Raw genomic sequence first — 22570 nt, 5'->3', positions numbered from 1 at the left:
CGGTTCAATGAATCACTTTGAGGCCTGCGGTCACCAGCGACACGCACAGCAGCGTGCGGGTGATCTTTTCCGGCATGGACTTGGTGAGCCGCGCGCCGAGCCAGATGCCGGGCAGCGAGCCGATCAGCAAGGCGCCCAGCAGGGCCCAGTTCACGTTGCCCAGCGCGGCGTGGCCGATGCCGGCCACCAGGGTGAGCGGCACCGCATGGGCGATGTCGGTGCCCACCAGGCGCTGGGTGGGCAGGCGAGGGTACAGGATCAGGATCAGCGTGGCGCCGATCGCGCCCGCGCCAATGGAGCTCAGCGACACCAGCACCCCCAGCAGCACCCCGGCGGCCACGGTGAAGTAGGGCTTGCGCGAGGGTGGCAGCCAGGCCTCCAGCTTCAGGCCCACGCGGTGCCAGGCCTGGCGGTAGGCCACCGTCACCGCGGTGAGCAGCAAGGCAATGCCCAGCGAGAAGGTGAGCGCGCTGGCCCAGCCCTTGGTGATGCCGGTGAAGTGCATCAGCGCGATGGTCACCAGCGCGGCCGGGATGCTGCCGGCCAGCATCAGGCCGGTGATGCGGTAGTCCACATGGCCGTGGCGGTGGTGCGCGATCGACCCGCTGGTCTTGGTGATGGCCGCAAACCACAGGTCGGTGCCGATGGCCACCGCCGGGTGGAGCTTGAACACGCCCATCAGCAGCGGCGTCATCAGCGAGCCGCCGCCCACACCGGTCATGCCGACGATGGCGCCGACGCCGAATCCACTCGCGATTGCCAACCAGTCCATGCCGCTCCAACGGGTTTACCCGGGTTTCAACCCGTCGGGCGACTTTAAGGATCGTATATATATATGAGAAGAACAGTTTAGTTGATTGCTTATTCCAGCCTGCGTCGGGAAATCTTGCCGCATGCGCGGCGCTGGCCAGGGAAGCCGGCTCCTAGAATCCGCCGATGTTGTGCCTGACCTCTGTTTCTTGGCGCCGCCGCGGGTTTGCGCTGGCTCTCCTGATCGGCCTGGTGGGCTGTCAGACGGCGCCGGTGAACCCACCCACCACACCCCCGGTGGTACAGCCGCCCGCCGTGGTGGTGGCGCCGCCCAAGCCGGTGCGCCCGCCGCGGATCGGCCTGGCCTTGGGCGGCGGTGCGGCCCGCGGCTTTGCCCACATCGGCGTGATCCAGGTGCTGGAGGAGCACGGCATCAAGCCCGACCTGGTGGTGGGCACCTCTGCCGGCAGCCTGGTGGCCGCGCTGTACGCCGCGGGCCGCAGCGGCGCGGAACTGGGCACCTTGGCTCAGACCATGGACGAGACCGCGATCACCGACTGGGCGTATCCCGGGCGGGCGTTGATCCGCGGCGAGGCGCTGGCGCGTTACGTGCGCGACCACACCGGCGGCCGGCTGATCGAGCAGATGAAGCTGCCGCTGGGCATCGTGGCCACCGACCTGGACAGCGGTGCACCCATCCTGTTCCAGCGCGGTGACCCCGGCATGGCGGTGCGCGCCTCCAGCGCGGTGCCGGCGGTGTTCCAGCCGGTCAAGATCGGCAGCCGCGAGTATGTTGACGGCGGCCTGGTGTCGCCAGTGCCGGTGCGTTTTGCGCGCCAGATGGGCGCCGAGCTGGTGATTGCGGTGGACATCTCCGCCGCGCCGGAAGGCAACCCCACGGGTGACGCGATGCGCATGCTGCTGCAGACCTTTGCCATCATGGGCCGCAGCATCAACCAGTATGAGCTCAAGGACGCCGACATCGTGCTGCGCCCCAAGCTCAACGGCGTGTCGAGCGCGGACTTCAGCGTGCGCGCCAAGTCCATCCAGGCCGGCCGCGAGATCGCCACAGCGCTGTTGCCCGACCTCAAAGCCAGAATCACGGCCCTGACGAAGTAGCGCTGCCGCAGCCATCTCGCCGGGCGCGTGCATTGGTCCCTGGGGACAGGCCGCGCAGCGGCCAGGGGCGCAGCGGTGGATGACGAGCGGGTCGCGGACGGGTTGCCCGGCCGCGACCCGAGCCCCCACGGGGGGCGGCCGCGAGGCGGCCGGGGGCCAAAGAAAAGGCCCCACGCGGAGCATCGGGCCTGAAGGTACCTTGAAAGGGGGTTTCGAGAGGTACCGAGGAGACAACCTTTCAGGGAGACCGCAGTGCGGTCAAACGCTGCGGTGCTCCATAGATGCGGCGATCGGACAAAAGTTCAATCGCAAGATCCGGTCGTTGTTCAAGCTCAGGCGGCGGCGGTGGCGCGCTTGCCTTTGCCGGTGCTGGCCTGGGTGGCCTTCACCGCGGTGCTGGTCATCGCCTGGATGTTGGCTTCAGCCACATCGGCGGCTTGCTTCGCAGCCTTGTGCACGCTTTCGTAGGCGTTGTTCGCGGCAGCCAGGGCCGACTTCACCAGGGTGACGGCGTTTTCGGTGCCGGCCGGGGCGTTCTTGACGGCGGTGTCGACCAGGCTCATGAAGTTGCTCTGGCCTTCGGCCAGCTTCTCTTCAGCGACGCGGGTCACTTCGGCACCGGTGGCAGAGGCGATGTCGTACACGTGGCGGCCGTAGGCGGCAGCCTTCTCGGCCACCGGCTGCAGCAGCGCGGCTTGCAGGGCCACCAGCTCTTGCGCGTCCTTCACGGACAGGGCGGCCTGGGTGTTTTCAGCCACTTCGCCCAGCGCGGTCTTGGCGACCTGCAGGTTCAGTTCGACCAGCTTTTCCACGCCTTCGAAGGCCTTGTTGGTCAGGCCGAACAGGGTTTCGACGTTGGCTTTGTGGGCGGCGAGCAGTTGTTCAACAGTCAGCATGTGAGACTCCAATGAGGTAGATGGGCGGAGAGAGCGTTTGCTGCACTGCAGCATGGCCTGAAGTATAGGGACCTGCCGCCGCCATGCAAGTCTTTTTTGTTGCGATGCAGCATTTTAGGGGGCCGTTTCTAGATGCGGGCTTTTTACGCCGACACCTTCGTGCTGCCGGTGCCGGCCGGGCACCGCTTTCCGATGACCAAGTACCGCCTGCTGCGCGACGCCGTGGCGGCAGAGCTGCCCGGTGTGCGACTGGAGGTCGCCCCGCCGGCCAGCGACGGTGAACTGGCGCTGGTGCACACCCCCACCTACGTGAACGCGGTCGCGGAGGGGCTGTTGTCGCCCGCGCAGCAACGCGAGATCGGCTTTCCCTGGTCCGAACGCATGGTGGACCGGGCCCGGCGCTCCGTGGGCGCCACCATTACTGCCGCGCGTGTGGCGCTGGCCGAAGGCGTCGCGGCCAACCTGGCGGGTGGCACCCACCACGCCCAGGCGGACAAGGGCAGCGGCTACTGCGTGTTCAACGACGTGGCGGTGGCCGCCCGGCTGATGCAGGCCGAGTGGCACCGGCAGCACCGGGCCTTGTTGCGGGTGGCCGTGATCGACCTGGACGTGCACCAGGGCAACGGCACCGCGGCGATCTTCCGCGACGACCCGACGGTGTTCACCCTGTCCCTGCATGGCGCCAAGAACTTCCCTTTCCGCAAGGAGGCCAGCGACCTCGACGTGGAGCTGCCCGACGGCTGCACCGACGCACCCTACCTGCAGGCGCTGGACACGGCCCTCGCCGAACTTTGGCTGCGCCACGCCGGCGCCTTGCCTGGCCTGGTGTTCTACCTGGCCGGCGCCGATCCGCACGAAGGCGACCGGCTGGGGCGGCTGAAGCTCACGGCGCAAGGCCTGGCCGAACGTGACCGGCGCGTGTTCGCCGCGCTGCGCGAGCGCCGCATTCCGGCGGTGATGGCGATGGCCGGCGGCTATGGCCGGGTGATCGAAGACACCGTGGCGGTGCAGCTGGCGAGCTTCCATGCCGCGCTGGCCAGCTGGCAGGCCTGGCAGTCGATGGAACAATGCGGCGCATGAGCTCGCCGCCTGCCCGCCCCGCCGCCCAGCCGCGCAGTGCCTACCGGCACTTCGGCGCCATCACTACCCGCTGGATGGACAACGACGTCTACGGCCACGTCAACAACGTCGTCTACTACAGCTTCTTCGACACCGCCGTGAACCGCTACCTCATCGAGGCTGGCGCGCTGGACATCCACCGTGGCGAGGTCATCGGGCTGGTGGTGGAGACGCACTGCAACTACTTTGCGCCGCTGGAGTTTCCCCAGACGGTGGAGGCCGGCTTGCGCGTGGCCCACGTCGGCAGCTCCAGCGTGCGCTACGAAGTGGGCCTGTTCGCCGCCGGCGAGCCGCTGTCCGCCGCTGCCGGCCACTTCGTGCATGTGTACGTGGACCGCGCCACCCGTCGCCCCGCGGCGCTGCCGGCCGCACTCCTGACCGCCTTGCAACCCCTCCGGACCGCCGAATGAGCGACACCCCCAGCCCTGACGCCACCGCCGCGGTGGATGCCGCCATCACCTCGCGCCGCTCGATGCGCGCTTTCCTGCCCACACCGGTGCCGCGCGAGACCATCGAGGACATCCTTCGCGTGGCCGCGCGTGCCCCCTCGGGCACCAACACCCAGCCGTGGAAGGTGACGGTGCTCACCGGCGAGGCCAAGGCCGCGCTCTCCGCCAGGATCCGAGCCGCCTACGACGACCCGCAGCAGCGCGCCCAGCACACGGAGGAGTACGCCTACTACCCCACCGAATGGGTATCGCCCTACATCGACCGGCGTCGCAAGGTCGGCTGGGACCTGTACGGACTGCTCGGCATCGCCAAGACCGACAAGGCCCGCATGCATGAGCAGCACGGCCGCAACTACCAGTTCTTCGATGCGCCGGTGGGCCTGATCTTCACGATCGACCGCATCCTGCAGCAGGGCAGCTGGCTGGACTACGGCATGTTCCTGCAGAACATCATGGTGGCCGCGCGTGCACGCGGGCTGCACACCTGCCCGCAGGCCGCATTCACCCAGTTCCACCGCATCATCATGGAACACATCGGTGCGCCGGCGAACGAGCAGGTGGTGTGCGGCATGTCGCTCGGTTATGCCGACATGGGCGCGGTGGAGAACACGCTGGTGACCGAGCGCGAACCGGTGGAGCGCTTTGCGCGCTTTCTCGCGCAATGAACGGCGCGCAGCTCTCCGCCTGGTGGGGCGTGCCGTTCGCCGGCATGCTGCTGTCCATCGCGCTGATGCCGCTCACGTGCCCCAAGCTCTGGCATCACCACTACGGCAAGATCGCGGCCGGCTGGGCGCTGGCCTTCCTGCTGCCCTTTGCGGTGCTGCATGGCCCGGCTGAAGCCGGCCATGCGCTGGCGCATGCGCTGCTGGCCGAGTACCTGCCCTTCATCATCCTGCTGGTGGCCTTGTTCACCGTGGCGGGCGGCATCTTCATCCGTGGCAACCTGCATGGCAGCCCGGGCCTGAATGTGCTGCTGATCGCCATCGGCGCGGTGCTGGCCAGCTTCATGGGCACCACCGGGGCATCGATGCTGATGATCCGGCCGCTGATCCGCGCCAACGACAACCGGCCCTATGTGGCGCACGTGGTGGTGTTCTTCATCTTCATCGTGTCCAACGCGGCCGGCTCGCTCACGCCGCTGGGCGATCCGCCGCTGTTCCTCGGGTTCCTGCAGGGCGTGGACTTCTTCTGGACGGTGTCGCACCTGCTGCCCGAGACGCTGTTCCTTTGCGGTGCGCTGCTCGCGATCTTCTACGTGATCGACAGCTACCACTACCGCAAGGAAGGCGTGCTGCCGGCCGACCCCACGCCGGACACCGAGTCGTTCGGCATCGACGGCAAGCTCAACTTCCTGCTGCTGCTGGCGATCGTGGGCCTAGTGCTGCTGAGCGGCCTGTGGAAGTCCGGCGTGGCTTTCCAGCTCGCCGGCACCGACATCAACCTGGAAGACCTGGTGCGCGACATCGGGCTGGTGGTGGTGGCGCTGCTGTCGTACCACCTGACGCCCAGCGCGCCGCGGGTGGCGAACCAGTTCTCCTGGGGCCCGATGCAGGAAGTGGCCAAGCTCTTCATCGGCATCTTCCTCACCATGGCGCCGGTGCTGGCCATGCTCAAGGCCGGCATGAACGGCCCCTTCGCTTCGGTGGCGGCCGCCGTCACCGCGCCGGATGGCCGGCCCGAACCCTGGGCCTACTTCTGGTTCAGCGGGATGCTCTCGTCCTTCCTGGACAACGCACCCACCTACCTGGTGTTCTTCAACCTGGCCGGCGGTGATGCACCCACGCTGATGACCACGCTGGCCACCACGCTGGCCGCCATCTCCGCCGGCTCGGTGTTCATGGGCGCCAACAGCTACATCGGCAACGCACCCAACTTCATGGTCAAGGCCATCGCCGAGGAGCGGGGCATCCGCATGCCCAGCTTCTTCGGCTACATGCTGTGGTCGGGTGCGGTGCTGATCCCGCTCTTCGTGTTGATGACCTTCATCTGGTTCCGCTGACGAGGCAGTCGATGAAACCCAGCATCCTGGTGGCGCGTGCGGTGTTTCCCGACCTGGTGGAGCGGCTGCGCGCCTGGTTCGAGGTGGACGACAACCCGGAGGACCACATCCTCGACCGGCCTCAGCTGATCCAGCGGCTGCAGGGCAAGGCGGGCGTCATCACCACCGGCAGCGAGCGCATCGACGCGCAGGTGCTGGATGCCTGCCCCGAACTGCGGGCGGTGTGCAACATGGCGGTGGGCTACAACAACCTCGACGTGCCGGCCTGCACCGCCCGCGGCGTGCTGTGCAGCAACACGCCGGACGTGCTCACCGAGACCACGGCGGACTTCGGCTTTGCGCTGATGATGGCCACCGCCCGCCGCATCACCGAGGCCGAGCACTTCCTGCGCCGCGGCGAATGGACCCGCTGGGCCTACGACATGTTCATTGGCGCGGACGTGCACCGCGCCACGCTGGCGGTGCTGGGCATGGGCCGCATCGGCCAGGCGATCGCGCGGCGCGGGCGCTTCGGCTTCGGCATGCAGGTGATCTATCACAACCGCTCGCGCCTGCCGGCCGACACCGAGGCGGAACTCGGCGCACGGTACGTGGACAAGCCGACGCTGCTGCGCGAGGCCGACCACCTGGTGATCGTGGTGCCGTATTCGGCCGAGTCGCACCACCTGATCGGCGCGCAGGAGCTGGCGCAGATGAAACCCACCGCCACCCTGACCAACATCGCGCGCGGCGGCATCGTGGACGACGTCGCCCTCGCGTCCGCCCTGCGCGAGCGGCGCATCGCCGCCGCGGGGCTGGATGTCTTCGAAGGCGAGCCGCGGGTCCACCCCGATCTGCTCGCGGTGCCCAACGTGGTGCTCACGCCGCACATCGCCAGCGCGACGGTGGCCACCCGGCGTGCGATGTTCACGCTGGCCAGCGACAACCTGGTGGCCGCGCTGGGCTGCGGCCCCGATGCCGGGCGCCCGCCCACCCCCTTGAACCCGGAAGTGCTGTCGCGCATGCGACCCGGCCTTACGTGAAACCCACAGCGCTTGTTGGGGGATGCGCTGCCTAGAATCCGGCGCATCACAAGCCCACAAGGGGACAAGCACCGTGAAGATCAAGAGCCAGAAGGATTTCTGGTCCGGGCTGATGTTCGTCGTCGTCGGCACCACGTTCGCCGTGGGCGCGCTGAACTACAGCTTCGGATCGTCGGCCCGCCCCGGGCCGGCCTACTTCCCGTTCGGCCTGGGCGTGCTGCTCGCCATCCTGGGCGCGATGGTGCTGTTCAAGGCCCTGACCATCGAAGTCGAAGGTGGTGATCCGATCGGCAGCTTCGCCTGGAAGCCGCTGATCATTCTCGTGGTGTCGCTGGCTGTGTTCGGTGCCATTCTGCCGCGCCTGGGCATGGTGATCTCCCTGCCGCTGCTCATCCTCATGTCCAGCCTCGCGGGCGACGAGTTCCGCCTGAAGGAGGTGGTGCTCAACGCGCTGGTGCTCACATTCGGCAGCTGGGTCATCTTCATCTGGGGCCTCAAGCTGATCATCCCGGTGTGGCCCACCATCACGTTCGGCGCCTGAAGGAACCACCATGGACTTGCTGAACAACCTCGCGCTGGGGTTCTCCACCGCGCTGACGCTGCAGAACCTGCTCTATGCCCTTGGCGGCTGCATATTGGGCACGCTGATCGGCGTGCTGCCCGGCCTGGGGCCGGTGGCCACCATCGCGATGCTGCTGCCCTCGATCTATGCGCTGGACGCGACGCCGGCGCTGATCATGCTGGCCGGCATCTACTACGGCGCGCAATACGGCGGCTCCACCACCGCCATCCTGATCAACGTGCCGGGCGAGTCGTCGTCGGTGGTCACGGCGATCGACGGTTACCAGATGGCGCGCCAGGGCCGTGCAGGCGCGGCGCTGGCGGCGGCCGGCCTGGGTTCCTTCTTCGCCGGCTGCGTGGGCACCATCATCATCGCGGCCTTTGCGCCGCCGCTCACCGAGCTGGCCTTCAAGTTCGGCCCGGCGGAGTACTTCTCGCTGATGGTTCTGGGCCTGATCGGTGCCGTGGTGCTGGCCTCCGGCTCGCTGGTCAAGGCCATCTCCATGATCCTGTTGGGCCTGCTGCTGGGGCAGATCAACACCGACGTGATCTCCGGCACGCCGCGCTACAGCTTCGACATTCCGGAGCTGACCGACGGCATCGGCTTCGTGGTCATCGCGATGGGGGTGTTCGGCTTCGGCGAGATCATCGCCAACCTGGGCATGCCGGCCGAGCACCGCGAGGTGTTCACCAAGAAGGTCAAGGGCCTGTGGCCCACCAGGCAGGACTTCCAGGAGGCCTGGCCTTCGGTGCTGCGCGGCACCACGCTGGGCTCGGTGCTGGGCGTGCTGCCCGGTGGTGGCGCGCTGCTGGCCTCGTTTGCGGCCTACACGCTGGAAAAGAAGCTGACACGCAACCCGCGTGTGCCCTTCGGCAAGGGTGCCATCCAGGGCGTGGCGGGGCCCGAGTCGGCCAACAACGCGGGTGCGCAGACCTCCTTCATCCCGATGCTGACGCTGGGCATTCCGCCCAACGCGGTGATGGCGCTGATGGTGGGCGCGATGACGATCAAGGGCATCCAGCCGGGCCCGCAGGTGATGACCAGCAACCCCACGCTGTTCTGGGGCCTGATCGCCTCCATGTGGATCGGCAACCTGATGCTGGTGATCCTGAACCTTCCGTTGATCGGCATCTGGATCAAGCTGCTCACGGTGCCCTACCGTTTCCTGTTCCCGGCCATCGTCACCTTCTGCGGCATCGGCCTGTACACGCTCAATAACAACAACTTCGACGTGTATGTCGCATCGGTCTTCGCAGCGGTGGGTTACCTGTTCTACAAGCTCGGCTGCGAGCCGGCGCCGCTGCTGCTGGGTTTCATCCTGGGGCCGATGATGGAAGAAAACCTGCGCCGGGCGCTGCTGCTGTCGCGCGGCGACTGGAGCACCTTCCTGCAGCGGCCGCTGTCCGCAGGCTTGCTGATTGCCGCGGCGCTGATGGTCGTGGTGGTGATGCTGCCCTCCATCCGGAGCAAGCGGGAAGAGGCGTTCCAGGAGGATTGACCTCACCGGGTTCGTCAGGGAAAGGGCCGCACCACGCGGCCCTTTTCGTTTGCACAATCAGGCATCTTCCTTGACGAGCGCGCCATGAACCACAGCTTCGATTGGACCAGCGGCTACCCCTCCGCCCGCCTGCCGGTGTTCGGCCGCAACGTGGTGTCCACCTCGCACCCGCTGGCCGCCCAGGCCGGCCTTCGCATGCTGCTCAAGGGCGGCAATGCGATCGATGCCGCGATCGCCGCCGCCGCAGCCATGACGATCGTGGAGCCCTGCAGCAACGGCCTGGGCTCGGACGCCTTCTGCATCCTGTGGGACGGCACCCGGCTGTACGGCCTGAACGCCTCCGGCCGTGCCCCCGCGGCCTGGACCCCCGACTACTTCCAGCGCAAGTACGGCACCGACGCGCGCCATCCGCCGGCGCGCGGCTGGGATGCGGTCACCGTGCCGGGCGCGGTGGCCGGCTGGGTGGCGATGAGCGAACGGTTCGGGCGCCTGCCGTTTGCCGACCTGCTGGAGCCGGCGATCGAGATCGCAGAGCGCGGTTATGCAGTGCCGGTGGTGGTGCAGCAGAAGTGGGCGGCCGCGGCGCAGGTGCGCGAGCTGGTGTCGCAGCCGGGCTTTGCCCAGGCCTTCCTGCCGCACGACCGCGCGCCGAATGTGGGCGAGCTGTTCCGCTTTCCGGCTGCCGCCCGCGCCCTGCAGGCGATTGCCGACACCCGCGGCCACGCGTTCTACGGCGGCGAGATCGCCGAGTGCATGGTGCGCCACGCGCAGGCCGAAGGCGGCGCCCTCACACGGCGCGACCTGGCCGACTACCGGCCGGAGTGGGTGACACCGATCGAAAAACGCTACCGCGGCCACACGCTGCACGAGATTCCACCCAACGGCCAGGGCATCGCGGCGCTGATCGCGCTGGGCATCCTCTCGCATTTCGACCTGGCGTCGCTCAAGCCGGACAGCCCCGAAGCCATGCACCTGCAGATCGAGGCGATGAAGCTCGCCTTCGCCGACGTGTACCGCCACGTCGCCGAGCCCGAGGCAATGGAGGTGTCGGCCGAGCAGATGCTGGACGAAGGTTACCTGCGCGGGCGCGCGAAGTTGATCGATCCGAACCGTGCGCAGGACTTCCAGGCCGGCAACCCGGTCAAGGGCGGCACCATCTACCTCACCGCCGCGGACGCCAGCGGCATGATGGTGAGCTTCATCCAGAGCAACTACCTGGGCTTCGGCTCCGGCGTGGTGGTGCCGGAATTCGGCATCTCGCTGCAGGACCGTGGCCATGCCTTCAGCCTGGACCCGCGCAGCCCGAATGCGGTCGCGCCGGGCAAGCGGCCCTTCCACACCATCATTCCGGCCTTCCTCACGAAGGACGGCCACCCGGTGATGAGCTTTGGTGTCATGGGTGCCAACATGCAGCCGCAGGGCCATGTGCAGACGGTGGTGCGCATGCTGGACCATCGGCAGCAGCCCCAGGCTGCTTGCGACGCGCCGCGCTGGCGCTTCAACCAGGGCCTGTCGCTGAACGTGGAAGGTGCGATGGACCGGGCGGCGGTGCAGGGCCTGGTCGACCGCGGCCACCAGATCGAGGCGATCAATGACAGCTACCAGGACTTCGGCGCCGGCCAGTTCATCTGGCGCCTGGGCGACCCGGCGGTCGAAGGCTACGTGGCGGCGAGCGACCCGCGCCGCGACGGGCAGGCGGCGGTGTTCTAGACAAGCGGGCCCTCGGCTGCACACACAAGCGGGCCTTTCCCGGCAGCGAAGGCGGCCTGCCAACACGCTGCCTAGAATCGTCCGCAATGTCGTCTTCTTCCATCGCGGCGCCTTCGGCCGCCAAGCCCGCGCCGGTGTGGCCGGGCCTGGTGCTCGCGTTGCTCGGCTCGATCGCGTTTTCCGGCAAGGCGATCATCGTCAAGCTCGCCTACCGCCATGGCGTGGACGCGGTCACGCTCATCATGTACCGCATGCTGTTCGCGCTGCCGATGTTCGTGCTGCTGGCCTGGTGGGCCGGCCGCGGCAAGGCGCCGCTGCAGCGGCGCGACTGGGTGGCGATCGGCGGGCTCGGTGTGTCGGGCTACTACCTCGCGAGCTTCCTCGACTTTGCCGGCCTGCAGTACATCAGCGCCAGCTTCGAGCGCCTGATCCTCTACCTCAACCCCACCATCGTGCTGCTGCTCGGCGTGGTGCTGTTCAAGCGCCGCACCACGGCGCGCCAGCTCATCGCGCTGGGGGTCAGTTATTGCGGCGTGCTGCTGGTGTTCGGCCATGAGCTCACGCTGGCCGGCGCCAACGTGGTGCTGGGTGCGGTGCTGGTGTTCGGCAGCGCGGTCAGTTATGCGATCTACCTGGTCTACAGCGGCGAGGTGGTCCGGCGCATCGGCTCGTTGCGCCTCACCGGCCTGGCCACCTCGGTGGCCTGCGTGCTGTGCATTGCGCAGTTCCTGATCGTCAAGCCGCTGGACGCGGCACTGGTGGCCCCGCAGGTGGTGTGGCTGTCGGTGCTCAATGCCGTGGCCTGCACCTTCGCGCCGGTGCTGATGGTGATGATGGCGATCGAGCGCATCGGCGCGACCATGGCGGCGCAAACCGGCATGGTGGGCCCCATGTCCACCATCCTGATGGGTGTGTTCATCCTGGGCGAGCCGTTCACCGCCTGGGTGGCCGCCGGTACGGTGCTGGTGCTGGCCGGTGTGTGGCTGCTGGCGTCGGCGCCCGCCGCAGCCAAGCCGGGCACGGCGGCCACCAAGTGAACATCGTTTGAACGCTTGAGAGAAGGATCGACATGGACCTCGGCATCCAAGGCAAGTGGGCGCTGGTGTGCGCCGCCAGCAAGGGCCTCGGCAAGGGCTGCGCGAGCGCGCTGGTGCGTGAAGGTGTGAATGTGGTGATCACCGCGCGCGGCCCCGAGGCGCTGGAGCTCACCGCGATCGAGCTGCGTGCGCTCGGCGGCGGCGAGGTGCACGCGGTGGCCGGCGACATCACCACGCCGGAGGGCCGGGCGGCCGCGCTGGCCGCCTGCCCGCAGGTGGACATCCTGGTCAACAACGCGGGCGGGCCGCCACCCGGGGACTTTCGCGACTGGGGCCGCGACGCATGGATCCAGGCGCTGGAAGCCAACATGCTCACGCCGATCGAGCTGATCAAGGCCACGGTGGATGCGATGGCCGAGCGCGGTTTCGGCCGCGTCGTGAACATCACCTCCGGTGCGGTGAAGGCGCCGATCGATGTGCTGGGGCTGTCCAACGGCGCGCGCTCCGGCCTCACCGGCTTTGTGGCCGGCCTGGCGCGCCAGCCGCGGCTGGCTGCACGCAACGTCACGCTCAACGGCCTGCTGCCGGGCGCCTTCGACACCGACCGGCTGCGTGGCACCACGCAGGGCGCGGCGCAGAAGACGGGCCAGTCCTTCGATGCACTCTGGGACAAGCGCCGCATGGGCATTCCGGCACAGCGCTTCGGCAGCGCGGAGGAGTTCGGCGCGGCCTGTGCCTTCCTCTGCAGCCAGCATGCCGGCTACATCACCGGGCAGAACCTGCTGATGGACGGCGGGGCATACCCCGGCACCTTCTAGGGTTGCGGCCCTGTCGCACACTGGCCGTCCAACAGCAAGGAGGCCAGCATGGGTGACAGCGGTGAACATGTGCTTTACGGCTACCAGGGCAGCGGCAGCGCGGCGATCGAAGCGGCGCTCACCCTCGCCGAGCTGCCATTCCGGGTGGTGAATGCTGCGTCCTGGGACGCGGCCTCGGAGCTGGGGGCTTTGCGCCAGGTGAACCCGCTGCTACAGATCCCGGCCCTGCGCTGGCCCGACGGCAGCACGATGACCGAAAGTGCCGCCATCCTGATCGAGCTGGGGCTGCGGCATCCGCACAGCGGCCTGCTGCCTCAGTCGCCCGCCGCACGGGCCCATGCCATCCGTGGCCTGGTGTACATCGCAGCCAACTGCTACGCTGCCATCGGCGTGATCGACTACCCGGAGCGCTGGACCAGCGGGACCACCGACACGGAGAGGGAGCATGTGCGCCAGGGCACGCGTGCGCGCCTGCATGCGCTGTGGGACCGGTTTGCCGGCACCTTCCCGGCGCAGCCCTTCCTCAGCGGCGAACAGCCCGGTGCGCTGGACCTGCTGGCCGCGGTGGTCTCGCGCTGGTCCGGTGCGCGCAAGCACCTCGGCACGTCGCGGCCGCAGTGGTTCCCGGTGCTGGAGCGCATCGACCACCTGCCCGCCGTGGCGCCGGTCATGGCGCGCCACTGGCCTGCGGCGGCCTGAACCTTCAGCGGCGCGAGGACACCGCGATGCCTGCCACGATGAGCGCGAACGCCACGCCGTGGTAGGGCTGAGGCGCCTCGCCCAGCATGGCCGCCGACAGCACGGCGGCAAACAGCGGCGTGAGGTTGCTGAAGAAGGCTGCCACCGCCGGCCCCACCAGCGTGACACCCTGGCCCCAGCAGCGATAGGCGATCACCGAAGGGCCCACGGCCACGTACAGCAGCGCCACCGCCACGCCGGGTGACCAGTGCACCGTGGCCCCGGTGAGGGCGAATTCCGCGCTGGCCGCCGTGGCGCCGAAGGCGCTGCCGAAGAGCGTCTGCACCAGCAGCAGCTCGGCCCAGTTCCAGCCCGGCCGCGCCTCGCCGCGCATGGACTTCGGCGGCCGTGCCAGCAGCCAGCTGTAGAAGGCCCAGCTCATCACCGCCAGCAGCATCAGCAGGTCGCCGGTGACGAAGTGCACCCGCGCCAGCGCGGCCACGCTGCCGCGGGACAGCACCACCAGCACGCCGCCCAGCGACAGCGCTGCGCCCAGCCATTCGCGCCCGCGCGGGCGCACCTGGTAGAAGACCGCGCCGATGCCCATCATCCACAGCGGCATGCTGGCCGCGATGAGCGTCACGTTCAGCGGCGTGGAAGTGGTGAGCGCCAGGTACTGCAGCGAGTTGTAGCAGCCCACGCCGAGGAAGCTGAGCAGCGCCAGCTCGGGCCAGCGTTGTGCGATCTGCGCGCGGGCAGCCGGCGTGGCGATGGCCCTCCATCCCAGCGGCAGGAGCAACAGGCTGGCCAACACCCAGCGCATTGCGTTCAGCGCCAGCGGCGGCACCTGGCCCACCATCAGGCGGCCCACCACCGCGTTGCCCGCCCACAGCAGCGGTGGCAGTGTGAGCAGCAGCACCAGCCGGGCATTGAGCTTCACCATGCCGGCCCCATCGCGCCACATTGCCAGCACTGGTCAAACGGCCCGTCGATGCGTTCATGGCACTGCTGGCACACCCAGTGGCGCCAGGGCGGATGCTGCAGCTCGCGCAGCTGCGCCTGCGCGGCGTCGAACTGCGTTTCGTCCAGCACCCACACCTCGGGCAAGGCCTGGTCAGGCGGAATCTCGCCCGCAATGCTGCTGGTGTACAGCCGCTGCACATTGGCCGCGATGCCGGCCTGCGTGAGCATGTCGGCCCACAGCGTGGCGATGGCGATGTTGGGAGCTTGGGCGAGGCGCTTCAATTCGCAGGGTTTTGGCGGGGCAGCGCGCATGCTAGTTCACGGCTGGCGTAACCTCGCCGCTTCCCTTGCAAACCAGGAGTGCACAGATGCCCAAGGCCATACAGATCAGCGAATTCGGCGGCCCCGAGGTGTTGCGCCTGACCGAGGTGGCGGTGGGCGAGCCGGGGCCCGGTGAGGTGCGCATCCGGCACCAGGCCTGCGGCCTGAACTACATCGACGTGTACCACCGCACGGGGCTGTACCCGAACAACCTGCCGCTGGTGCTGGGCATGGAAGGCGCGGGCATCGTGGAAGCAGTAGGTGAAGGCGTGATGCACCTCGCCCCCGGCGACCGCGCTGCCTATGCCAGCCAGCCGCCCGGCGCCTACAGCGAGCTGCGGGTGATGCCGGCCCGGTGCGTGGTGCGGCTGCCCGACGGCATCGACTTCGAACAGGGCGCGGCCATGATGCTCAAGGGCCTGACCGTGCAGTACCTGCTGCGCAAGACGCAGCCGCAAGGCGGCCTGAAGGAGGGCGACTTCATCCTCTTCCATGCCGCCGCCGGCGGTGTAGGGCTGATCGCCTGCCAGTGGGCGCGTGCCATGGGTGTGCAGCTGATCGGCACGGCGGGCAGCGATGCCAAGTGCCAGCTGGCGCGCGACAACGGCGCCGCGTTCACCATCAACTACAACACCGAAGACTTCGTCGCGCGGGTGAAGCAGATCACCGGCGGACGCGGCGTGAAGGCGGTGTACGACTCGGTGGGCAAGGACACCTTCGAGCGCTCGCTCGACTGCCTGCAACCCTTCGGCCTGCTGGCGCTGTTTGGCAACTCCTCGGGGCCGGTGGCGGCGCTCAACACCGGGCTGCTGGCGGCCAAGGGTTCGCTGTACGTGACCCGGCCGACCTTGTTTGCGCACCTGGCCACGCGCGAGGCCACGCAGGCCATGGCGGACGACCTGTTCGACATGGTCGGCAGCGGCCGGGTGAAGATCCAGGTCGAGCAGCGCTACGCCTTGGCCGACGCCGCGCAGGCGCACCGCGACCTGGAAGCGCGCAAGACCATCGGCTCCAGCGTGCTGCTGCCCTGAGTGCGCGGGGCGGCCGCGCCCGTCGGCGGGCAGGGCTCGCGGTCGCCGGCGAGCCCGGGTGCAGGCCCTAGCGCCCGCGCCGCACGCGCAATAGCTCGTCCAGGATCAGGCAGGCGGCGCCCACGCTGATGGCGCTGTCGGCGACGTTGAAGGCCGGAAAGAACCAGCCGGCGTGGTGCACCTGGATGAAGTCGACCACGTAGCCATGCAGCAGGCGGTCGATCACGTTGCCCAGCGCCCCGCCCAGGATGAGTGCCAGCGCGGTGGCAAACAGGCGCTGGCCGCCATGTTTGCGCAGCATCCAGATGATGAAGCCGGCGGCCGCGACACCCAGGCCCACGAACATCCAGCGCTGCCAGCCGGAGGCACCGGCCAGGAACGAGAACGCGGCGCCGGTGTTGTGCGCGCGCACGATGTTGAACCACGGCGTGATGGTCACCGAGTCGCCATAGGCGAAGGTGCGCAGGATCATCGCCTTCGTGATCTGGTCCAGCAGGATCACGATGGCGGCCAGCCCCAGCCAGGGGAGCAGGCTGGCGCTGGCGGAGGAAGGAGCGGTCTTGGCCATGCTGTGCGCGCGCTCCCTCAGGCGACGGTGCGGGGTTCACCCGCGCCGAACAGGTTGCTCACGCAGCGGCCGCAGATCGTGGGATGTGCGGCATCGCTGCCCACATCGGCGCGGTAGTGCCAGCAGCGTTCGCACTTGGGGTCGGCCGAGGGCGACACCTGCACCTGCAACTCGCTGCCGGTCTTCACTTCCGCCCTGGAGGTGATGAGCACGAACTTCAGGTCCTCGCCCAGCGCACGCAACAGCGCCTCGTCTTCGGCCGCCGCGCTCAAGGCCACGTTGGCCTGCAATGACGAACCCACGCTGCCGGCCGCGCGCAAGGTCTCGATCTCCTTGTTCACCACCTCGCGCACCTCGCGGATGCGCGCCCACTTGGCGAGCAGCGCATCGTCCTGCGCCGGGAACTGCCAGTAGGTCTCCGTGAAGATCGTCTCGCCGCCGTTGAACACCTTCCACGCCTCTTCCGCGGTGAAGCTCATGAAAGGCGCCATCCAGCGCAGCATGCCGTTGGTGATGTGCCACAGCGCCGTCTGCGCCGAGCGGCGCGCGTGGCTGTCGGCCTTGGTGGTGTAGAGCCGGTCCTTCAGCACGTCGAGGTAGAAGGCGCCCAGGTCTTCGGAGCAGTAGACCTGCAGCTTGGCCACCACCGGGTGGAACTCGTACACCTCGTAGTGCGCCAGCACCTCGGCCTGCAGCTGCGCCGCACGCGACAAGGCATACCGGTCGATCTCCAGCAGCTTGTCCAGCGGCACCGCGTCCTTCTTCGCGTCGAAGTCGCTGGTGTTGGCCAGCAGGAAGCGCAGGGTGTTGCGGATGCGGCGGTAGGCGTCCACCACGCGGGCCAGGATCTTGTCGTCGCCGGCGATGTCGCCGGAGTAGTCGCTGGCGGCCACCCACAGGCGGATGATCTCGGCGCCCAGCTTCTTGCTGGTTTCCTGCGGGTCCACGCCGTTGCCCAGGCTCTTGCTCATCTTGCGGCCCTGGCTGTCCACCGTGAAGCCATGGGTGAGCAGGTGGCGGTAGGGCGCCCGGCCTTCGAGCGCGCAGGCGATTAGCAGGGACGAATGGAACCAGCCGCGGTGCTGGTCATGGCCCTCGAGGTACAGGTCGGCTTCGGGGCCTTGTTCATGGCTGCCGCCCGGGTGCGAGCCGCGCAACACATGGAAGAAGGTGGAGCCGGAGTCGAACCACACGTCGAGGATGTCGGTGCTCTTGCGGTAGTGCTCGGCGGAGTGTTCGCCTTCGCTGCCCAGCCATTCCACCGGGTCCAGCTTGGCCCAGGCTTCCACGCCGCCCTTTTCCACCAGGTCGGCGGCCTGGTCGATCATGCGCAGTGTCTCGGGGTGCAGCTCGTCGGTCACCTTGTGCAGGAACAGCGGCAGCGGCACGCCCCAGTTGCGCTGGCGGCTGATGCACCAGTCGGGCCGGTTCGCGATCATGTCGCGCAGGCGGGCCTTGCCGTTTTCCGGATAGAAGCTGGTCTGCTCGATCGCGTCCAGCGCCATCTGGCGCAGCGTCTTCGGCGCCTTGTCCACGGTGAACACGCCGTGGCCTTCGTCCATGCGCACGAACCACTGCGCCGCGGCGCGGTAGATCACCGGCGTCTTGTGGCGCCAGCAGTGCGGATAGCTGTGCTGCAGCTTGGCGCTGGCCATCAGGCGGCCAGCATCCTGCAGCGCCTGCACGATGTTCGGATTGGCCTTCCAGATGTACTGCCCACCAAACAGGGGCAGGCTGGTCTCGTAGACGCCGTTGCCCTGCACCGGGTTGAGGATCTGGTCGTGCTTCACCCCGTGCGCCACGCAGGAGTTGAAGTCCTCCACGCCATAGGCCGGCGCCGAGTGCACGATGCCGGTACCGTCTTCGGCGGTGGCGTAGTCGGCCAGGTACACCGGGCTCAGGCGGTCGAACCCGAGGTCCACATGCGCCAAGGGGTGGTGGAAGTGCAGGCCGTCCAGCGCCTTGCCCTGCGCGGTGGCGATCACCTGGCCGGTCAAGCCGTAGCGCTCCAGGCATTTGTCCACCAGCGCGCTGGCCAGCAGCAGCACGCCGCGCTCGGTGTCGACCAGCGAATACTCGAGGTCGGGGTTGAGGTTGAGCGCCTGGTTGGCCGGGATGGTCCAGGGCGTGGTGGTCCAGATGACCACGAAGGCGTCCTTGTCGAGCTGGCTCAGGCCGAAGGCCTCGGCCAGCTTTTGCGGCTCGGCGGCCAGGAAGGCCACGTCCACGGTGGGCGAGGTCTTGTCCGCGTATTCGATCTCGAACTCGGCCAGCGAGCTGCCGCAGTCGAAGCACCAGTACACCGGCTTCAGGCCGCGGTAGACGAAGCCGCGTTCCATCACGCGCTTCAACGCGCGGATCTCGCCGGCTTCGTTGCCGAAGTCCATGGTGCGGTACGGATGGTCCCAGTCGCCCAGCACGCCCAGGCGCTTGAAGTCCACCATCTGCTGCGCGATCTGCTCGGTGGCATAGGCGCGGCTCTTGGCCTGCACCTCGTCGCGCGGCAGGTTGCGGCCGAAGGTCTTCTCGATCTGGTTCTCGATCGGCAGGCCGTGGCAGTCCCACCCCGGCACGTAGAGCGCGTCGAAGCCGGCGAGCTGGCGCGCCTTGACGATCATGTCCTTGAGGATCTTGTTGACCGCGTGGCCCATGTGGATCTGGCCATTCGCATACGGCGGGCCATCGTGCAGCACGAACTTCGGCTTGCCGCAGCGTGCGTCGCGCAGCTTCTGGTAGATGCCCTTGTCCTCCCATTCCTTCACCCTGCCCGGCTCGCGCTTGGGCAGGTCGCCGCGCATCGGGAAGGGGGTGTCGGGCAGGTTGAGCGTGGCGCGGTAGTCGGTCTTGTCGGTCACGATGGAATCTCGCGAAAGGAAGTCGAATGGCAGCCCGCTTCGGAGGAGAGGCTGCAGTGCGGGGTGGGAGATGTGAGCGGTGCGCTCACCGCGCCTTCAGCGGCGCTCAAGCACTGCGAGAGTCAAATTCGGCTGCGCGTGGTCTCGCGCCGCGTGTGGGTGTGCGGCGTGAGCAGGGAGGGCGACGGGCCGGAGAAGGCCTGTTGCATGGCGCGTTGCATGCCTGCGATTGTACGGGGCGCCATGGCCAAGGGCTCAGGTGGGATGGGCCGCCAGCCAGCGCCGTGCATTGGCTTCGTCCACCGCAATCGCTTCGCGCAGGGCCTCCAGCGACTCATAGCGGCGCTCATCGTGCAGCTTGTGCAGCAGCTCCACCCGCACCACGCGGCCATAGCCGCCTTCGTCGCCGAGGCCGGCCGGCCAGTCGAGGCAATGCGTTTCGAGCAGCACGCGCCCGCTGTCTTCCACCGTGGGCCGCACGCCGAGGCTGGCGACGCCGGGCAAAGGCGCGTCGGTGAGGCCATGCACCCGCACCACGAAGATGCCGTGCGCGGCGGGCTTGGCATGCTGGAAGCGCAGGTTGAGGGTGCGAAAACCGAGTTCGCGGCCCAGCTTACGGCCATGCTGCACATGCCCGCTGATGCTGAACGGCCGGCCCAGCAGGCTGGTCACGCGCTCCATGTCGCCGACGGCCAGCGCCTCGCGCACCGCCGAGCTGGACACGCGCAGGCCGTGCACCTCGTAGCTCATCATGCGGGCCACGTCGAAGCCGGCGGTGGCGCCTGCCGCGTCCAGCATGGCGTAGTCGCCGGCGCGCCGGGCGCCAAAGCGGAAGTCGTCGCCCACCAGCACGTAGCGCGCGCCCAGGCCGCGCACCAGCACCTCGTCGATGAAGGCCTGGGGTGCCAGCGATGCCAGCTGTTCGTCGAAGCGCAGCACCACCACCTGCGCGATGCCGCAGCGTTCCAGCTCGCCCAGCTTGTCGCGCAGGTTCGCGATGCGGGCCGGCGCCAGCTCGGGCTTGCCCGCCCGCACGGCAAAGAAGTCGCGCGGATGCGGCTCGAAGGTCAGCACGCAGCTCGGCAGCTTGCGGTGGCTGGCTTCGTTGGTCAGCAGCGCCAGCATCGCCTGGTGGCCGCGGTGCACGCCGTCGAAGTTGCCGATGGTGAGGGCGCACTCGCGCGCGATGCCGGGATGGTGGAAGCCGCGGAAGACTCGCATGCGGGCGATTATGTCCACCGGCCGGGCTCCGGCCCTCCGGGGCCGTGCACCCGGGGTGCGCCCGGTGCCGCCGCGGCCGGTGCCGGTGCCGCGGTGGAGCAGCCAGCGAGGTGGCGCTGCAGCAGGGCACCCAGCTCGTTCAGGTCGAAGGGCTTGGCGAGGTAGTCGTCCATGCCGGCGGCCAGGCAGCGCTCGCGGTCGCCGGGCACGGCGTTGGCGGTCACGGCGATGATGGGCAGTCGCATCGCGGCAGCCTCCTGCGCGCGCCAGCGGCGGGTGGCCTCGAATCCGTCCATGCCCGGCATCTGGCAGTCCATCAGCACTGCGTCGTAGCGCGTCGTGTGCAGTCGCTGCAGCGCCTGTTCGCCGTCCTCCGCCAGGTCCACGCTGAGGCCGAAACGTTCCAGCATGCCGCCGGCCACCATGGCGTTCACCGGGCTGTCGTCCACTACCAGCACATGGCCGCGCAGCTGGAAGGCCTGTGCGGCCCAGGCCCTCGGCAGGGCGGCATCCTCCGTGGGCATGGGGGCTGCCGCCACGGTGAAGACAAAGGCCGCACCACCGCTCGGCTCGCCCTGGTAGCGCACGTCGCCCCCCATGGCACGCGCCAGCTGGCGCGAGATCGTCAGGCCCAGGCCGGTACCCGCGCGCCGGGCCGCACCTTCGCCGGCCTGCGCAAACGCGTCGAAGATGCGCTCGGCTTCTTCAAGGGCGATGCCCTGGCCGGTGTCGCGCACCGTGAACGCCAGGCCCTCGGGCGTGGCGGCCACTTCCAGCGTGATGCCGCCTTCGCGGGTGAACTTGATCGCATTGCCGAGCAGGTTGTGCAGCACCTGCTTGATGCGCGACGCGTCGCCGCAGGCGCGCGCCGGCAAGCCCGGCTGCAGCAGCACGCGGAAGGCCAGCCCCTTTTCGGCGGCCACGGCGCTGAGCAGGTCGCTCACCTCGCGCACCGTGTCAGTGAGGATGAAGGGCTCCAGCTCGATCTCCAGCCGGCCGAACTCGATGCGCGACAGGTCCAGCAGGTCGGCGATCACGGTCTGCAGGTGGCGCGCCGAGCGCCGCATCACCTCGAGCTGATGGCGCTGGTGCGGGTCGCTCACCTGGGCGCCCAGCAGCTGCGTCATGCCGAGGATGCCGTTCAGCGGCGTGCGCATCTCATGGCTCACTGCAGCCAGGAAGCGGCTCTTGGCCGCGCTGGAGTGTTCCGCCAGCGCCAGCGCCTGGCGCCGCTGCTCCGCGATCCAGGCGTTCTGGTAGCGCAGCCTCAGCATCTCCACCAGCCGGCTCTCGCTGCGCCAGCCTTCGAAGGCCAGCACGCCGAAGTAGATGAGCAGCGCGGCGGCGGTGAGCAGGTTGTCGCGCTCGCCAATGGCGAGCTGGTCCACCATGATGGGCGCAAGCACCGAGACGAGGTACACCAGGCTGGTGCTCCAGTGGCTGAAGGTGGTGAACACACCGACCGAGGCCACGCCCACCGCACCGGCGAGCAGCACCGTGCTGGCGATGCCGTGTGCATAGGGCATGAACACCACCGTCATGCCGCCCCAGCTGATCGCATCGATCGTCATCAGCGTGAGGTAGCGCGCCAGCCAGCCCCGCAGCGCGGGCGCGGGCGCGCTGCAGCGGCGAAAGGCCGCTGCGTCCACGATGCGCAGTGCGGCCATCAGCAGCTTCAGCCCCAGCCAGCCGGCAGTGAGCAGCGGGGGCGCCACAGGTGCCATCATCAGGGCCACCAGCAAGGCGAACCCTGCGCCGGCCATCACCGGCGGCGGCGTCAGCTCGTAGAGGGTGCGCACGCGTTCCAGCGCGATCTGTGCGCCGATGCCGGAAGCGTCGGATGGGTCGACCGCTGAAGCCGAGGTGCGCGAAGGCGGCGGAGATACAAGCATGGAACAACGATGCCCTGGCCGCTGTGAGGCCGCCGGGCGGCGCCGCGGCGGTGTAACTGATT

21 protein-coding genes are annotated in these 22570 nt (G+C 68.6%); 13 read left to right on the top strand and 8 right to left on the bottom strand.

The window, feature by feature from the left end; genetic code table 11:
- Nucleotides 1-4: 4 nt before the first annotated feature.
- Nucleotides 5-772 carry a sulfite exporter TauE/SafE family protein gene (locus tag VPH43_RS05530; protein ID WP_328576653.1) on the bottom strand — a complete coding sequence of 256 codons (768 nt, stop codon included), beginning with the start codon at nt 770-772 and terminating at the stop codon, nt 5-7.
- 164 nt (nt 773-936) lie between these two features.
- Between VPH43_RS05530 and VPH43_RS05525 the strand changes: the two genes are divergently transcribed.
- Nucleotides 937-1869 carry a patatin-like phospholipase family protein gene (locus VPH43_RS05525; protein WP_442909212.1) on the top strand — a complete coding sequence of 311 codons (933 nt, stop codon included), beginning with the start codon at nt 937-939 and terminating at the stop codon, nt 1867-1869.
- Between the two features lie 332 nt (nt 1870-2201).
- Here the strand turns inward: VPH43_RS05525 and phaP are convergent, their stop codons facing one another.
- Nucleotides 2202-2765, bottom strand: coding sequence for a TIGR01841 family phasin (gene phaP, locus VPH43_RS05520; protein ID WP_328576651.1), 564 nt, complete (start codon nt 2763-2765; stop codon nt 2202-2204).
- A gap of 132 nt (nt 2766-2897) precedes the next feature.
- On the opposite strand from phaP, the gene VPH43_RS05515 reads away from it, so the two are divergent.
- The 11 genes from VPH43_RS05515 to VPH43_RS05465 all read left to right on the top strand — a co-directional run bounded on the left by VPH43_RS05515 (nt 2898) and on the right by VPH43_RS05465 (nt 13678).
- A complete protein-coding gene (locus VPH43_RS05515; RefSeq protein WP_328576650.1) occupies nt 2898-3845 on the top strand; it encodes a histone deacetylase family protein in 948 nt (315 codons plus the stop codon).
- The gene (locus tag VPH43_RS05510) at nt 3842-4294 is read left to right on the top strand and encodes an acyl-CoA thioesterase (protein WP_442909210.1); all 453 of its coding nucleotides are present in this window, start codon (nt 3842-3844) and stop codon (nt 4292-4294) included. Before VPH43_RS05515 ends, VPH43_RS05510 begins: the two co-directional genes overlap by 4 nt.
- On the top strand, nt 4291-4998 hold the full coding sequence (locus VPH43_RS05505; RefSeq protein WP_328576648.1) for a nitroreductase: 708 nt from the start codon (nt 4291-4293) through the stop codon (nt 4996-4998). Before VPH43_RS05510 ends, VPH43_RS05505 begins: the two co-directional genes overlap by 4 nt.
- The gene (locus VPH43_RS05500) at nt 4995-6332 is read left to right on the top strand and encodes a sodium:proton antiporter (RefSeq protein WP_328576647.1); all 1338 of its coding nucleotides are present in this window, start codon (nt 4995-4997) and stop codon (nt 6330-6332) included. The genes VPH43_RS05505 and VPH43_RS05500 overlap by 4 nt, the downstream gene beginning before the upstream one ends.
- Before the next feature lie 11 nt (nt 6333-6343).
- Nucleotides 6344-7354, top strand: coding sequence for a 2-hydroxyacid dehydrogenase (locus VPH43_RS05495; protein WP_328576646.1), 1011 nt, complete (start codon nt 6344-6346; stop codon nt 7352-7354).
- Between the two features lie 73 nt (nt 7355-7427).
- The gene (locus tag VPH43_RS05490) at nt 7428-7895 is read left to right on the top strand and encodes a tripartite tricarboxylate transporter TctB family protein (protein WP_328576645.1); all 468 of its coding nucleotides are present in this window, start codon (nt 7428-7430) and stop codon (nt 7893-7895) included.
- A gap of 10 nt (nt 7896-7905) precedes the next feature.
- Nucleotides 7906-9414, top strand: a complete 1509-nt coding sequence (locus tag VPH43_RS05485; protein ID WP_328576644.1) for a tripartite tricarboxylate transporter permease — start codon at nt 7906-7908, stop codon at nt 9412-9414.
- An 84-nt stretch (nt 9415-9498) separates the two neighbouring features.
- The gene (locus tag VPH43_RS05480; protein WP_328576643.1) at nt 9499-11124 is read left to right on the top strand and encodes a gamma-glutamyltransferase family protein; all 1626 of its coding nucleotides are present in this window, start codon (nt 9499-9501) and stop codon (nt 11122-11124) included.
- 86 nt (nt 11125-11210) lie between these two features.
- Nucleotides 11211-12161: a DMT family transporter gene (locus VPH43_RS05475; RefSeq protein ID WP_328576642.1), complete on the top strand. Its 951-nt coding sequence runs from the start codon at nt 11211-11213 to the stop codon at nt 12159-12161.
- Nucleotides 12162-12193: 32 nt separating this feature from the next.
- Nucleotides 12194-12979 carry an SDR family oxidoreductase gene (locus VPH43_RS05470; protein ID WP_328576641.1) on the top strand — a complete coding sequence of 262 codons (786 nt, stop codon included), beginning with the start codon at nt 12194-12196 and terminating at the stop codon, nt 12977-12979.
- Nucleotides 12980-13027: 48 nt separating this feature from the next.
- On the top strand, nt 13028-13678 hold the full coding sequence (locus VPH43_RS05465) for a glutathione S-transferase (protein WP_328576640.1): 651 nt from the start codon (nt 13028-13030) through the stop codon (nt 13676-13678).
- A gap of 4 nt (nt 13679-13682) precedes the next feature.
- Here VPH43_RS05465 and VPH43_RS05460 read toward each other — a convergent pair whose 3' ends face one another.
- Both VPH43_RS05460 and VPH43_RS05455 read right to left on the bottom strand, forming a co-directional pair.
- Nucleotides 13683-14600 (bottom strand): DMT family transporter, encoded by a 918-nt coding sequence (locus tag VPH43_RS05460; protein WP_328576639.1) that lies wholly within the window; start codon nt 14598-14600, stop codon nt 13683-13685.
- Complete coding sequence (locus tag VPH43_RS05455) at nt 14594-14902, bottom strand: putative signal transducing protein (protein ID WP_328576638.1); 309 nt, start codon at nt 14900-14902, stop codon at nt 14594-14596. Before VPH43_RS05455 ends, VPH43_RS05460 begins: the two co-directional genes overlap by 7 nt.
- An 86-nt stretch (nt 14903-14988) precedes the next feature.
- Between VPH43_RS05455 and VPH43_RS05450 the strand changes: the two genes are divergently transcribed.
- Nucleotides 14989-15972 (top strand): quinone oxidoreductase family protein, encoded by a 984-nt coding sequence (locus tag VPH43_RS05450; RefSeq protein ID WP_328576637.1) that lies wholly within the window; start codon nt 14989-14991, stop codon nt 15970-15972.
- Between the two features lie 67 nt (nt 15973-16039).
- On the opposite strand, the gene lspA is transcribed toward VPH43_RS05450, so the two are convergent.
- From lspA to VPH43_RS05430, 4 genes are all read right to left on the bottom strand, one after another.
- Nucleotides 16040-16540, bottom strand: a complete 501-nt coding sequence (lspA, locus tag VPH43_RS05445) for a signal peptidase II (protein ID WP_328576636.1) — start codon at nt 16538-16540, stop codon at nt 16040-16042.
- 17 nt (nt 16541-16557) lie between these two features.
- Nucleotides 16558-19338 (bottom strand): isoleucine--tRNA ligase, encoded by a 2781-nt coding sequence (gene ileS / locus VPH43_RS05440; RefSeq protein WP_328576846.1) that lies wholly within the window; start codon nt 19336-19338, stop codon nt 16558-16560.
- 312 nt (nt 19339-19650) lie between these two features.
- Entirely contained in the window at nt 19651-20616 is a 966-nt protein-coding gene (locus VPH43_RS05435) for a bifunctional riboflavin kinase/FAD synthetase (protein ID WP_328576635.1), read from the bottom strand.
- An 8-nt stretch (nt 20617-20624) separates the two neighbouring features.
- Nucleotides 20625-22508, bottom strand: a complete 1884-nt coding sequence (locus tag VPH43_RS05430; protein WP_328576634.1) for a response regulator — start codon at nt 22506-22508, stop codon at nt 20625-20627.
- Nucleotides 22509-22570: the final 62 nt, after the last annotated feature.

The sequence above is a fragment of the Ideonella sp. BN130291 genome (genome assembly GCF_036231905.1).
Taxonomy (GTDB): domain Bacteria; phylum Pseudomonadota; class Gammaproteobacteria; order Burkholderiales; family Burkholderiaceae_C; genus CAMLIZ01.
This window is presented reverse-complemented; position numbering and strand designations above follow the sequence as displayed.